This is a genomic window from Rhizomonospora bruguierae (assembly GCF_018397995.1).
Lineage (GTDB): Bacteria > Actinomycetota > Actinomycetes > Mycobacteriales > Micromonosporaceae > Rhizomonospora > Rhizomonospora bruguierae.
Genome location: NZ_BBQH01000012.1, coordinates 1 through 13,750, shown reverse-complemented (window position 1 = coordinate 13,750; position 13,750 = coordinate 1). Strand labels below are relative to the sequence as shown.

The 13,750-nt window shown below is 73.6% G+C and carries 9 protein-coding genes and 1 pseudogene; 3 read left to right on the top strand and 7 right to left on the bottom strand.

Translation table 11 applies throughout. The features are described 5' to 3' along the window. Positions 1-3,613, top strand: a pseudogene (locus tag KJS59_RS03495) (hypothetical protein); the annotation flags it as partial. A gap of 66 nt (positions 3,614-3,679) precedes the next feature. On the opposite strand, the gene glnA reads toward KJS59_RS03495, so the two are convergent. Next, positions 3,680-5,104 (bottom strand): type I glutamate--ammonia ligase, encoded by a 1,425-nt coding sequence (gene glnA, locus KJS59_RS03490; protein WP_213451025.1) that lies wholly within the window; start codon positions 5,102-5,104, stop codon positions 3,680-3,682. Between the two features lie 180 nt (positions 5,105-5,284). On the opposite strand from glnA, the gene KJS59_RS03485 reads away from it, so the two are divergent. After that, on the top strand, positions 5,285-5,698 hold the full coding sequence (locus tag KJS59_RS03485) for an RDD family protein (RefSeq protein ID WP_213450794.1): 414 nt from the start codon (positions 5,285-5,287) through the stop codon (positions 5,696-5,698). A 48-nt stretch (positions 5,699-5,746) separates the two neighbouring features. Here KJS59_RS03485 and KJS59_RS03480 read toward each other — a convergent pair whose 3' ends face one another. Then, the gene (locus tag KJS59_RS03480; RefSeq protein ID WP_213450792.1) at positions 5,747-6,436 is read right to left on the bottom strand and encodes a DUF4191 domain-containing protein; all 690 of its coding nucleotides are present in this window, start codon (positions 6,434-6,436) and stop codon (positions 5,747-5,749) included. Between the two features lie 44 nt (positions 6,437-6,480). Continuing rightward, positions 6,481-7,410, bottom strand: a complete 930-nt coding sequence (gene lipA, locus KJS59_RS03475; protein WP_213450790.1) for a lipoyl synthase — start codon at positions 7,408-7,410, stop codon at positions 6,481-6,483. 410 nt (positions 7,411-7,820) lie between these two features. Between lipA and aspS the strand changes: the two genes are divergently transcribed. After that, entirely contained in the window at positions 7,821-9,107 is a 1,287-nt protein-coding gene (gene aspS / locus KJS59_RS03470) for an aspartate--tRNA(Asn) ligase (protein ID WP_213450788.1), read from the top strand. Between the two features lie 47 nt (positions 9,108-9,154). Here aspS and lipB read toward each other — a convergent pair whose 3' ends face one another. From lipB to sucB, 4 genes are all read right to left on the bottom strand, one after another. Further along, on the bottom strand, positions 9,155-9,802 hold the full coding sequence (gene lipB, locus KJS59_RS03465; RefSeq protein WP_213450787.1) for a lipoyl(octanoyl) transferase LipB: 648 nt from the start codon (positions 9,800-9,802) through the stop codon (positions 9,155-9,157). A gap of 34 nt (positions 9,803-9,836) precedes the next feature. Continuing rightward, positions 9,837-11,642: a DUF2079 domain-containing protein gene (locus KJS59_RS03460; RefSeq protein ID WP_249713838.1), complete on the bottom strand. Its 1,806-nt coding sequence runs from the start codon at positions 11,640-11,642 to the stop codon at positions 9,837-9,839. Between the two features lie 67 nt (positions 11,643-11,709). Continuing rightward, entirely contained in the window at positions 11,710-12,600 is an 891-nt protein-coding gene (locus KJS59_RS03455; RefSeq protein WP_213450786.1) for a TIGR01777 family oxidoreductase, read from the bottom strand. Positions 12,601-12,731: 131 nt separating this feature from the next. After that, positions 12,732-13,750 (bottom strand): 2-oxoglutarate dehydrogenase, E2 component, dihydrolipoamide succinyltransferase (gene sucB / locus KJS59_RS03450; protein ID WP_213450784.1); only part of this gene is annotated, 1,019 nt, incomplete at its 5' end.

The window sequence follows — 13,750 nt, the reverse complement described above, 5'->3', positions numbered from 1 at the left end:
GGCCGCGCCCGCCCCGACACCCGCCTACGCGGCCGCCGCGGCGCACGCCGCGCCCGCCACCGAGGGGGCGGTTCGCGCCGCCTCGCTCGGTGCCGCCGCCGGCGCGCGCCCCGCACCCCCCGCACCGGCCGAGGTCCGCCGGAGCGTACCGACGAAGATCCAGCCCGCGGCCGCGCCGTGCGGCGGGGCGCTGGCCTTCGGCGCGATCCAGTCGTGCGCCATCAACGCTGCCCAGCGCGACGTCTTCACGATCACGACCACCGTGGACGGCGACCGGCTGCGCACCCAGTTCACCAGCGAGGGCGACTGGCTCAGCGCGTGGGTCACGGACCCGAACGGCGGTAACCGGTGCTATCTCGGCCCCTACGCCAGCGACTGCCTCCTCGGCGCGGCCGGCGCCTACCAGGTGGTTGTCGAGCTGTACTTCCGGTCCGGGGCGGCGACCTACCGGCTGGGCGTGGACTCCACCCGCACCCCGTCCGCCTGCCCCACCCTGCCGGCGGAGTTCTTCTCCTTCGCCTCGGCGCCGCGCGTCGGGGCGCTCGCCGCCGGCCAGGCCGCGGCCTGCTTCGCCTTCGATCAGCCGGCGGGCGCGGTGCTTCGGCTGCGCGGCCCGGCGGTGAGCGGGGACGTGCGCGGGGAGATCCGCGACTCGGCCGACGCCGCGGTGTGCGGGTTCCTCGGTGGCAACTGCAAGCTCACCGGCACCGGCCCGTACCGGGTGTTCCTGTACGAGTCGTACGGCGCGCAGGGGCAGTACTCGGTGGGCATGCCCCGGCTTTCGGACCCGACCGGATGCCGGCCGCTGGCGGTCGCGGGCTTCGGCGATCCCGGCGCCGCCACCGGCACCGGCACGCTGGCGGGGTACGGCGGCGAGGACTGCTACGCCGTCGCCGCGGGGGCGGGGCGGTACGAGATGCGCGTCGCGCCGAGCGCGCGGCCGACCACCTGGAGCATGTACGACAACGCTGGGCAGCCGGTGTGCGAGAAGTGGGTCGGGTACGGGCACTGCGACCTGCCAAACACCGGACCGTTCACGCTGTTCATGACCAACACCGACTGGACCGCCCAGACCTACCGGGTGGCGGTGACCGACCTGGCCGCCACCGCCGGCTGCGCCGAGGCGATCGGCACCGCCTGGAACCAGCCGACGCGGGTGCTGTCGCAGACCTCCGGCGTGCAGACGAACTGCCTCCGGCTCGACGCGCGCCCGGGGGAGCGGGTGGTGGCCTACCTATCGCCCACCGTCTACGACGACGTCCGCTGGTGGATCACGGACGGGACCGGCGCCGAGATCTGCCCCGACGACTACCAGCAGATCGGCTGCCAGTTGCCCGGCAGCGGCCCATACCGGATCGTGTCGTACCTGATGGGCATGGAGGCCGAGGCCGAGCAGCCGGCGAAGACCTACGAGGCACAGGTCGGCAGCGTCTCCGCGCCGGTCGGCTGCCCCACGGTGACGCCCGGCAGCTACGGCACCCCGCCGCCGGCGGCGGGGATCCGGTGCCGGATGCTGTCCGCGCCCAAGGCCGGCCGGTACCTGTTCGAGAACCGGTCCGACGAGAGCAACTACCGGATCTTCGGCGCGGTGTACGACCGGGACGGGCACAGCGTCTGCGACAAGTGGTGCGACCTGCCCGCCGCTGGCGAGTACCTGATGGTGCTCGGCCAGGTTTCGGCCACCTACCCGAACGACCACCGGTACCGCACCGCGTTCTTCGCTCCGGACGGCCCCGGCTGCGTCGCCGTCTCCGATTCGGCGGCGAACCTCGCCCCGTACCGCGGCGAGTTCCGCGCCAGCGGCCAGTACGACTGCCTCAGGGTGCCGAGCCCGCGCGGCGCGCGACTGGCGCTGACCTACCCGCAGAACGCCCGCGACGTGGCCGTTCCCGACGTGTGGGTGGTCGACGCGACCGGCCGGTACCAGTGCGACTGGGAGCAGACGACCCGCGGCGCCTGCACCCTGTCGGGGGAGGCACCGTTCCGGATCCTGACCACCGCGCGCGAGCACTACGAAACCGGCGGCTACACGGTCGCGGCGGTCCGCACCGACGCGCCGGCCGGCTGCCCCACGCTGCCGCAGGGGCGGTTCGACGACTCCGTCGGCGCCACGGTCACGCTCTCGGCCGAGCGGTACGCGGCCTGCCTGGCGATCCCGGCGAACGCGCACGGCGCGGCCGAGCTGGTCGCCGCGACCGGCGGCGCCCGGCTGTCGCTGTTCGACGCCGCCGGGGCGCGCGCCTGCACGGTCACCCGTTCCCCGGGCACGTGCCAGATGCGCCCGGGCGAGGCGTACCTGATGCTCGTCGAGGGGCCCGCGGCGGCCGGCGCGTACCGGGTCATACGGCGGGACGTGACCAGCGGCGCGGGCTGCCTGCCGGTCTCCTCCACCACCCTGGGCACCCGCTCCGGTCCCGGCACCCTCGACAACCCCGTGGACGTGCGCTGCTTCCACCTGCCCGCGTCCGCCGCGGACCAGTTCTGGGTGGACACCCGCGATGCCGGCAACGTCACCCGGTACGAGGTCTACGACGCGGCCGGCGACGTCATGAACTGCGGCGGGTTCGGCCCCTGCCGGGTGACCGGCAGCGCCGGGTACCAGATCCTCGTCCGGAACACCGCCACCGCCGACGCCGCCGTGCGGTTCGAACTGGACGCGTGGCGGATCCCGCCGACCGCTGGCGGGGCGCCGCCGGGGTGCCCGCTGGTGCCGTCCGTGGCCTACGGCTTCGGTCCGCTGGAGGGCGTCCTGACCGCCGACCATCCGGCCCGCTGCGTGGCGCTGCCGCTGCGCCGGCTCGACTCCCTCAGCGTGACCGACGTCGACGGGGTGACCCCGTACATGATCACCGAGCAGGGCATCACCGCCTGCGCCTTCGGCAGCGGCGGTCGCGCCTGCACGCCGCCGTACCGGACGGACGACACGCCGCCGGTGCTGTTCGTCCTGGCGCCCACCAGTGGCACCGCCGACCTTCCGTACCGGGTGGAGGCGACCTGCGGCACGCCGCTCTGCGGTCGGGTGCCGTTCGCGGTCGGGTCCGTGTCACCGAGCACCGGCGCGGCCGGCACCGAGGCCACCATCACGCTGCGCGGCAGTTCGCTGCACCGGCAGGATGAGGTGCGCCTCACCCGCTCCGGCCAGACACCGGTCACCGCTCGGGTCGAGTCGGTCAGCGCCGACCGCACCACGCTGACCGCGAACCTCGACCTCACCGGCGCCGCGCCCGGAAGCTGGACCCTCACCGTCCGGTCCTACGCGGGCGCGGAGACGAGCCTGGCGGGCGGGTTCACGGTGACGCCGGCCGCCCTGGTCGCCACGGCTCCACCGACGATCACGGGGACCGTGCGGGTCGGCGGCACGCTCCAGGCCACCACCGGCACGTGGTCGACGACTCCCACCGCGTACGCCTACCAGTGGTACGTCGACGGGCAGGCGCTCGCGGGCGCGACCGGTAGCCTGCTGTGGCTCTCGTCGTCCCTGGAGGGCCGCCAGCTCACGGTCACGGTCACCGCCATCGCGCCCGGCGCGGCGGCCGGTACCGCGACGTCCACGCCGGTCAAGGTGCCCGCCCTCGTGGTGACGGCGCCGCCGCCGGTCCGCCGCCCGCGCTGAGGCGCCCGGTCGCGGAAAGGCCCGGACCCCTCGGGGCCCGGGCCTTCCGGACGACTGCCGCCGCTCTCAGCAGTCGAAATACATCGCGAACTCATGCGGGGTGGGGCGCAGGCGCACCGGGTCCACCTCGTTGCTGCGCTTCCAGTCGACCCAGGTCTCGATCAGGTCGCTGGTGAACACCCCGCCGGCGGTCAGGAAGTCGTGGTCCGCCTCCAGGTTGTCCAGCACCTCCGGCAGCGAGCCCGGCACCTGCCTGACCGACGCGATCTCCTCCGGCGGCAGGTCGTACAGGTCCTTGTCGATCGGGTCCGGCGGCTCGATCTTGTTCTTGATGCCGTCCAGGCCGGCCATCATCATCGCCGAGAACGCCAGGTACGGGTTGCTCGACGGGTCCGGCACCCGGAACTCGACCCGCTTGGCCTTCGCGTTGGTGCCGGTCACCGGGATGCGGGTGCAGGCGGAGCGGTTGCGCGACGAGTACACCAGGTTGACCGGGGCCTCGAAGCCGGGCACCAGGCGCCGGTACGAGTTGACCGTGGGGTTGGTGAAGGCCAGCAGCGACGGCGCGTGGTGCAGCAGGCCGCCGATGTACCAGCGGGCCGTGTCGGACAGGCCGGCGTACCCGGTCTCGTCGTAGAACAGCGGCTCGCCGTTTCGCCACAGGCTCTGGTGGGTGTGCATTCCCGAGCCGTTGTCGCCGAACAGCGGCTTCGGCATGAAGGTTGCCGTCTTGCCGGCCGCCCAGGCGGTGTTCTTCACGACGTACTTGAACAACTGCATCTGGTCGCCCGCGTGCAGCAGCGTGGAGAACCGGTAGTTGATCTCGGCCTGGCCGGCGGTGCCGACCTCGTGGTGCGACCGCTCGACGGTGAAGCCGGCGTCGAGCAGGGTCCGGACGATCTCGTCCCGCAGGTCGGCGTAGTGGTCGACCGGCGGCACCGGGAAGTAGCCACCCTTGTACGCGGTCTTGTAGCCGCGGTTGCCGCCCGGCTCCTCCCGGCCGGAGTTCCACCAGCCCTCGACCGAGTCGATGTAGTAGTACGCCTGGTGGGCGGAGGTCTCGTGGCGGATCGAGTCGAAGATGTAGAACTCCGCCTCGGCGCCGAAGTAGGCGGTGTCCGCGATGCCGCTGGAGGCGAGGTACGACTCGGCCTTCTTGGCCACGTTGCGCGGGTCCCGGGAGTACGGCTCGCGCGTGAACGGGTCGTGGATGAAGAAGTTCAGGGCGAGGGTCTTCTGCGTCCGGAACGGGTCGACGAAGGCGGTGGCGACGTCGGGCAGCAGCAGCATGTCCGACTCGTGGATGGCCTGGAACCCGCGGATCGACGACCCGTCGAAGGCGAGGCCGTCCGTGATGACACTGTCGTCGAACGATTCCGCCGGCATGTTGAAGTGCTGCATCACGCCCGGCAGGTCACAGAACCGCACGTCGACGAAGGTGACGTCCTCGTCCTTGAGGTACCGAAGAAGCTCCTCGGGATTGGCGAACAACACGTCCTCCTGGCACATCCGACACACTTGAGCGGGCTGGGGCGACGCTATGGCGGGGCCGTTGCCCGAGCGTGTCTCGATTGTTTCGGCCGTGTTAAGGCGGCTGTGACCCGCGTGGGCGCCCGGACCGGAGGGGGTGGCGCCGCACCTGCCGGACCGGCCCGAGATTACCCTGATCGGGTGGTCGAGCAGCGCGTATCCGCCGTACCAGCCAGCCTCGGGCGCCGCTTCGCCGCCCTGTTGATCGACTGGCTGCTCAGCCTGCTCGCCGCGAACATCTTCGCCGACCCGGTCCGGGACGGCTGGTCCCCGGTGGTGGTCCTGATCGGCATGTACGCGGTGTTCGTGGGCCTGTTCGCCCAGACGCCCGGAATGCTGCTACTCCGCCTGCACTGCGTGGACCACACCGGGCCGGCGGGGCCGGCAACCTCGGGAGAAAACCCGGGTGCCGGCGGCCGGATCGGCCTGTGGCGCGGGTTGATCCGGGGCGTGCTGCTGTGCCTGGTGATCCCGCCACTGATCATGGACGCCGAGCGCCGCGGCCTGCACGACCGCGCCGTCAACTCGATCGTCGTCCACACCCCGCGCGGGTAGCGCCAGCCCGACGCGCCCCGCACGCGTGGCGCGGGGTGCGCGGGGCGGTCAGCGCCCCCGGGTCTGGCGGAAGGCGCCCTTCGGCGGGCGCATGTCCTTCGGGATCGCGCCCTTGGGGATCTGCGGCCTCGCGGTCAGCGCCTTGAGCCGCTTGTCCAGGGCGTTGACGTCCTTGCCGGTCAGGTTCCGGGGCAGGCGCATGAGCGTGGTGCGCAGCTTGCGGATCGACAGCTGCCCCTCCTCCGACCCGACGACGTAGTCGTACAGCGGCGCGCTGCCGATCACCTTCGACAGGCGGCGCTTCTCCTGACCGAGCAGGCCGCGGACCCGCTGCGGGCTGCCCTCGGCGAGCAGGATCACGCCCGGGCGGCCGATCACCAGGTGGACCATGTCGAAGGTGGTGGTCGAACTGACCGCCGGGGTGACCCGCCAGTCGCCGCGCATCGACTCGAGGATCTGGGCGGCGGCGCCCGGCTGGCCCTCGGCGACGTTCATCATCGCCGCGTTGGAGCGCAGGTTCAGCACGATCAGGGCGGCGAGCAGGGCGAGCAGGATGCCGACCGGCAGGTAGAACCAGCCCCAGGCGAGCACGGCCACCACGGTGAGCGCGAGCGGGATCAGTAGCGCGCCGGCCAGCAGCGGCACGAACCACCGGTCCTGCTTGGCGGTGAACTGGAACACCATCCCGATCTGCTTCAGCCGCTGGCCGAAAGAGACCTTCTCCTGGGGTTTCGCCATGGCGCCGAGTCTATGACCTGCCGGCCCGGGCGTGGGGCGGGGTGTCAGGCCCCCCGCGCCTCGACCGCCTGCCGGTAGAGCCGGCCGGCCCGGTAGGAGGAGCGGACCAGGGGGCCGCTCAGCACGCCGGCGAAGCCGATCGCCTCGGCCTCCGCGCGCAACTCGACGAACTCCTCCGGCCGCACCCAGCGCTCGACCGGGTGGTGCCGCGGGGTGGGGCGCAGGTACTGGGTGATGGTGACCAGTTCGCAGCCGGCGGCGTGCAGGTCGCGCAGGGCCTGGGCGACCTCGGCGCGCTCCTCGCCCAGGCCGAGGATCAGGTTCGACTTGGTGACCAGTCCGGCCTCGCGGGCCCGGGTGATGACCCCCAGCGAGCGCTCGTACCGGAACGCCGGCCGGATCCGCTTGAAGATGCGGGGCACCGTCTCGACGTTGTGCGCCAGCACCTCGGGCCGCGCGTCGAAGACCTCGCCGAGCTGGGCCGGGTCGCCGTTGAAGTCGGGGATGAGCAGCTCGACGCCGCAGTCCGCCTGGAGCTTGTGGATCTGCCGCACCGTCTCCGCGTACAGCCAGGCGCCGCCGTCGGGCAGGTCGTCGCGGGCCACCCCGGTCACGGTGGCGTACCGCAGCCCCATCGTCGCCACCGACTCGGCCACCCGGCGCGGCTCGTCCGCGTCGAACTCGGCCGGCTTACCGGTGTCGATCTGGCAGAAGTCGCAGCGCCGGGTGCACTGGTCGCCGCCGATGAGGAACGTCGCCTCCCGGTCCTCCCAACACTCGTAGATGTTGGGGCAGCCGGCCTCCTGGCAGACCGTGTGCAGTCCCTCCCGCTGCACCAGGCCGCGTAGCGCGGTGAACTCCGGGCCCATCTTCGCGGTCACCTTGATCCACGGCGGCTTCCGCTCGACGGGGGTGGCGGCGTTGCGCGCCTCGATCCGGAGCAGCCTGCGGCCATCGGGAGCTGCGATCGTCACAAGCGTCAGGGTACGCCGCCGATCGACCCGCGCCCCTGCATCGCGACCCGGCTCACGCCGCACACCATGTGACACCCCTCACCGGGAGCGCCGAAAGTCGCGTAATACGGGCGGGGTGCGTGGGTAGGCTGAGCGGATACGGCGTCGACGGAGCCGAGTAGCGCACCGATCCCGCCGGCCGAGAGAGTCGCCGCCGCTGTGATGGCCACCCGGCGCCGGTGCGTGAAGACCCTCCCGAGCCGCGGGAAGAACGGGCAGCAGGCTGCCCCAGTAGAACCCGCCGCCTGGCCCACGTCACGGGCGACTTTGAGGCCGCCGGCCCCCGGCGGCGAAGGTGCGGTGGTACCGCGAGGACCCGCTCGCCCGCGCCTGTCGGGATCGCGTTGCGCGACGACGAGGAGGTACACCACATGCGACGCATCCTCTCCGCACACCTGCCCGCCCACGTGGGGGAGCGGGTGACCCTGGCCGGCTGGCTGCACCGCCGCCGGCTGCTCAAATCGGTGGCGTTCCTGATCCTGCGGGACGCCTCCGGGCTCGCCCAGGTGGTGGTCGCCGCCCCCGAGGGGCGGGCCCGCCTCGAAGCGCTCACCGAGGAGACCGTGGTCGAGATCACCGGCACGGTGGTCGCGAACGGCACGGCGCCCGCCGGGGTCGAGGTGGTCGAACCGGCCATCCGGGTACTGGGCGAGCGCGCCGTCCCGCCCCCGTTCGACCTGTTCCGGCCGGCGCTGGCCGCCACGCTCCCCACCCAGCTGGACCACGCGAGCGCGTCCCTGCGGCACCCCACCCGCGCCGCGGCGCTGCGCCTGGGCGCGGCGGCGGTCGGCGGCTTCCGCCGGGCGCTGGACGAGCGCGGGTTCGTGGAGATCCACACCCCGAAGCTGGTCGGGTCGGCCACCGAGTCCGGGGCGAACGTCTTCGCCCTGGACTACTTCGGCCGCCGGGCCTACCTGGCCCAGTCGCCCCAGTTCTACAAGCAGCTCATGGTGGGCGTGTTCGAGCGGGTGTACGAGGTGGGGCCGGTGTTCCGGGCCGAGCCGCACGACACCGTCCGGCACCTGGCCCAGTACACCTCGCTCGACGCCGAACTGGGGTTCATCGAGGACCACCGGGACGTGATGGCCGTGCTGCGGGACACCCTCGCCGGCATGATGGCCGCCATCGCGGAGCGGGCCGCACCCGCGCTGGCGGCCCTGCGGGTCACGCCGCCCGAGGTGCCGGCCGAGATCCCGGCCGTGCACTTCACCGAGGCCCTGCAGATCGCCGGTGCGGACCCGGACGAACCCGACCTCGCCCCGGCCGACGAGCGGGCGCTCGGCGAGTGGGCCCGCCGCGAACACGGCTGCGAGTTCGTCTTCGTCACCGGGTACCCGATGGCGAAGCGCCCCTTTTACACCCACCCGGACCCGCTGCGACCCGCCTACTCGAACGGCTTCGACCTGCTGTTCCGGGGCATGGAACTGGTGACTGGCGGGCAGCGGCTGCACCGGCACGCCGATTACCTGGCGGCGCTGGCGGCCCGCGGCGAGCCGCTGGCGCCGGTCCGGTCCTATGTGGACGCCTTCGCGCACGGCATCCCGCCGCACGGCGGCTTCGCGATCGGCCTGGAGCGCTTCCTCTCCCGGCTGACCGGGGCGGCCAACGTGCGGGAGGTCACCGCCTTCCCGCGCGACCTGCACCGCCTGACGCCATAGCCAGGTTCCCGACCGGTTCGCTGGCCCGGCCCCGCTTCCGGGCCGGGTCAGCGCAGGGTCTCGAGGTGGCGCTCCACCACCGGCAGCATCTCGTCGACCGGCACCGGCCGGCCCAGTTCCGCGGCGAGCGACGTCACGCCGGCGTCGCGGATGCCGCACGGGACGATCCGGTCGAACGCGGTCAGGTCGCAGTCGCCGTTGATGGCGAAGCCGTGCAGGGTCACCCCGCGCGCGACCCGGATGCCGATCGCCGCCACCTTGCGCGCCGGGCCCCGGTCGTCCTGCGGCACCCACACGCCGCTGCGCCCGTCAACCCGCCCGGTCGCCAGGCCGAACTCCGCGCACACGTCGATCAACATCTGCTCGACCCGGCGCACGTACGCCACCACGTCGACCGGGTCGGGCAGCCGCAGGATCGGGTACCCGACCAGTTGGCCCGGACCGTGCCAGGTGATCTTGCCGCCCCGGTCCACGTCGATCACCGGCGTGCCGTCCAGCGGCCGGTCCCACGGCTCGGTCCGCTTGCCGGCCGTGTAGGTCGGCGGGTGGGTCAGCAGCAGGACGGTATCCGGCTCCGCGCCCGCGACCACCGCCTCGTGCACGCGCTTCTGCTCGTCCCACGCCCTCAGGTACTCGACCTCGCCCAGGCGCACCACAGCCATGGCCGCCGTCTCGGGGCTCACCGTGCCGGTCATGCCGCCAGCGTAGTCCGCCGTCCGGGCCCGGCCGTCAGGGGCGGATCCGCCAGAGCCACACGTCGTCGACGCGCTCGGGCGGGCCGAGCAGGGCGGTGGCGGTCCGGCGCACCGCCTCGACGTGTACGGGCCACTTCGCGCCGCTGACCCGGTCCGGCAGGACCACCGCCTCGACGCGCCAGTACGCGAGATCCGCGCGGGCGCGGGCGCGGTCCACATCCGAGATCACCGGTTCGGCGCCGGTCTGCGCCACGTAGGTGAGCACGCCGTCCAGATAGCGGGGGACGGGGCCGATGCGGCCGCGGCCGTCGGGGCCACCCGGTCCGAGGAAGAAGCCGGCCGGGAGGGCGAACTCGCCCTGCCCGCGCGCGAGCGCGTACGCCTGCCAGCGCTGGCCGTCGGGGAGCAGGTCCGAGGTGAACGTGGCCGGGGTGAGCACACCGCCGGGCCCGACGTACTCGCGCCAGTCACCGGAGGTGATGAAGCGGGGGACCGGGGGGCGTTCGGAGGTGAGCAGCGGCACCGGGACCAGGGGCAGCAGCGCCACCGCGAACGCCGCCGACCACGTGACGAGGCGGCGGCCACGCTCCCGCCCCAGCAGCGCGTCCAGGGCGAACGCCAACAGCATGCCGAGGATCGGGGTGACCACCAGGGCGAGCCGCGAGGGCAGGGCCGCGTCGAACACCGGCAGGTGGACCAGGGCCGCGTAGGGGAGCGGGATGTGGGTGTAGTGGCCGAACACCTTCACGCTCGGGCCCCAGGACAGCACCGCGAAGACCAGCGCCGTGACCGCCAGGGCCCGCAGGGTGGCCCGGCGGGCCGCGTCCGCGCCCCGCCACAGGTACCCGAAGCACGCCACGGCCAACAGCAGCAGCGGGATCCCGAAGAAGGAGTTCTCCTCCGTGGGGTTGGGGGCCAGCGACGAGTCGAGGCCGGCGACGCCCGCCAGGGAACGCTGCGGCCAGGCACCGTACGCCGCGATGTCCTCGGCGTGGATGCGCGCGTCGAAGCCGGTGCCGTGGAACGTCTGCGGGCCCAGGAAGTGCAGATACAGCGGGTACGCCAGGAGCACGCCGGCGGTCAGCGCCGCCCAGCCCAGGCCGCGGGCGAACGCCGGCAGCGCGGCCCGCGCCGCCGCCCGGCGGGACCGGCTCAGCGCCCAGGCGGCGAGGAACACGCCGACGGCGAGGGCGGTGAAGAACAGCGCCTCGGCGGCGATCGAGAACGCGACCGCCACCAGCCCGCCGAGGACGATGCCGCCGCGCCGGCCGCGCAGCCGCAGAACCCGCCAGAGCAGCAGCGGGACCAGCCACTGGGCGGTCCAGTTCAGGTGGGCGTTGGCGTGCGAGACCATCTGCGGGGCGAAGCCGCAGAACAGGCCGGCCACCGCGGCGGCCGCCGGCCGGCAGGCCAGCTGCCGGGAGAACAGCCAGTACCAGGCGTACGCGGTGGCGGCGAGGTTCAGGGTGAGGATGACCGCGAACGTGACGGGCGGGCCGACCAGCCAGGTGAGCGGCGCGAACACCACCGCGTACACGGTGATCGAGGTGTTGACCGCGAGATTCACCCCGTCGGGGACGTTCAGCAGGTGGGTCAGCAGCGGGTTCGCCCCCTGCAGCGACTGCGCCCCGTAGGCCAGCAGCCACTCGAACAGCGCCTGGTCGCCGGAGTTGACGGTGATGGCGCGGCCGTGCGGGTCCGGCCAGAGGCCGGCCGTCACGAGCAGGGCGAGGGCCACCGCGAGGCCGGCCACGGCGGCGTCGGCGCGGGACACGCGGCGAACCCGCCGCGGCGACGGTGGCGAAGCGGTGGTGGCGGTCTCCGGCGAGGCGATCGGCACCGAAGAACGTTACCAACCCGGCGCAGAGCGGCTCAGCGGGCCGCGCAGCGGCCGCTCAGGGAGCCGCTCAGAGGGCGGCTTCGAGGGCGGCGGGCAGGGTCTGGTGCCGGAACGTGAACTCGTGCCGGTTGAGCGCCCCGGGCCGGACCCGGGAACTGGCCAGCATCGTGCGGCCGAGATCACCCAGGAACAGCCGCACGGGCGGCCCGGGTATCCGGACGAACGCCGGGCGGTGCACGGCGGTGGCCAGGTCGCGGGTGAACTCGGCGTTCGGGACCGGCGCCGGGCCGACCGCGTTGACCGGTCCGGCGACGTCCTCCCGGCTCAGCACGAAGGTCACCACCGAGAGCCAGTCCTCCAGGGAGATCCAGGGGAGCCACTGCCGCCCGCTGCCCAGCCGGGGGCCGAGACCCATCCGGAACGCGGGCAGCACCGCGGCCAGGAACCCGCCCGACCGGTGCAGCGGGAACCCGGTGCGCAGCCGGACGACCCGGACCCCGGCGTCGTCGACGGGGCGGGTGGCCCCCTCCCAGACCCGGCACAGGTCCGCGAGGAAATCCCCGCCCGAGGTCGCGTCCTCGTCCACCGGGAGGTTGCCGGTGTCGCCGTAGAACCCGACGGCGGAGCCGTTCACCAGTACCTTCGGGCGCTCGGTCGGGTTCAGGGCGGTGATCGCGGCGGCGATCGTGGCGGTCGGGTTGACCCGGCTGGTGACCAGGATCTTCCGGTACACCTCGGTCCAGACGTGGTTGATGGAGGCGCCGGAGAGGTTCACCACGCCGTCGGCGCCGGCCAGGACCGCGGCGTCCAGGTGCCGGGCCTCCGGGTCCCAGGTGACCTCACCCGCCCCCCGGGCCGGCCGGCGCACCAGCCGGACCACCTCGTGCCCATCGGCGTGCAGCCGGTCGGCGAGCGCGGTGCCGAGGAACCCGGACGAGCCGGCCATCACGATCCGCATGCCCCCATCTTGGCGGACCCGCGACGGCGCGGCAGTCGGGCCCGGGGAATGGGCCGGGGAAAGGCGCCAGGGGCGCGCCGGCGGTGTGGCCGGTGCGCCCCTGGCGTACGGGCGTTACTGGCGTGCGGGGCTCACAGGCCGAGTTCCGCCTCGAAGTTGCCGGCCTCCAGCCGGTTCTTCACGGTGGTCAGGAACCGGGCCGCGTCCGCGCCGTCGATCAGCCGGTGGTCGTAGGACAGGGCCAGGTAGACCATCGACCGGACCGCGACCACCTCGCCGAGGTCCGGGTCGTTGACCACGACCGGGCGCTTGACCACCGCGCCGGTCCCGAGCATCGCCGACTGGCCGATCGGCACGATCGGGGTGTCGAACAGGGCGCCCCGGCTGCCGGTGTTGGTCAGCGTGAAGGTGGCACCGGAGATCTCGTCCGGAGTGATCTTGTTGCCGCGGGTCCGCTCGGCCAGGTCGGCGATCCGCTTGGCCAGGCCGGCCAGGTTGAGGTCCCCGGAGTTGTGGATGACCGGCAGCATCAGGCCGCGCTCGGTGTCGACCGCGATGCCCAGGTGCTCGTTCGCCGGGTAGGTGATGGTGCCGGCCGCCGTGTCCATCGTCGCGTTCACCGTCGGGTGCTCCTGGAGCGCCTCGACCGCGGCGAGCGCGAAGAAGGGCAGGAACGACAGCTTCACGCCGTGCCGGGCCTGGAAGCCGTCCTTCGCCCGGGCGCGCAGCTTCGCGATCTTCGTGACGTCCACCTCGACCACGGTGGTGAGCTGGGCCATCTCGTGCAGCGACTCCAGCATCCGCTTGGCGATGACCGCCCGGACCCGGGACATCTTCACGGTGCTGCCGCGCAGCGGGCTCGGCTGCGGCCGCGGGGCCGGTGCCGCCTGCGCCGGTGCCGCCGGCTGGGCCTGCGCGGCCTTGGCCGCCCGCGCCCGCTCGGCGGCGTCGAGCACGTCCTGCTTGCGGATCCGGCCGCCGACGCCGCTGCCGCGCACCGTGGACAGGTCCACGCCGTGCTCGGCCGCGAGCTTGCGGACCAGCGGGGTCACGTACCCCACCTCGCCGCCCTCGGCCGCCGCCTGCCCGTTCAGGGTGGTCGCCGGGGTGGGGGCCGGCGCGGGGGCGGGAGCCGGCGCCGGCGGTGCGG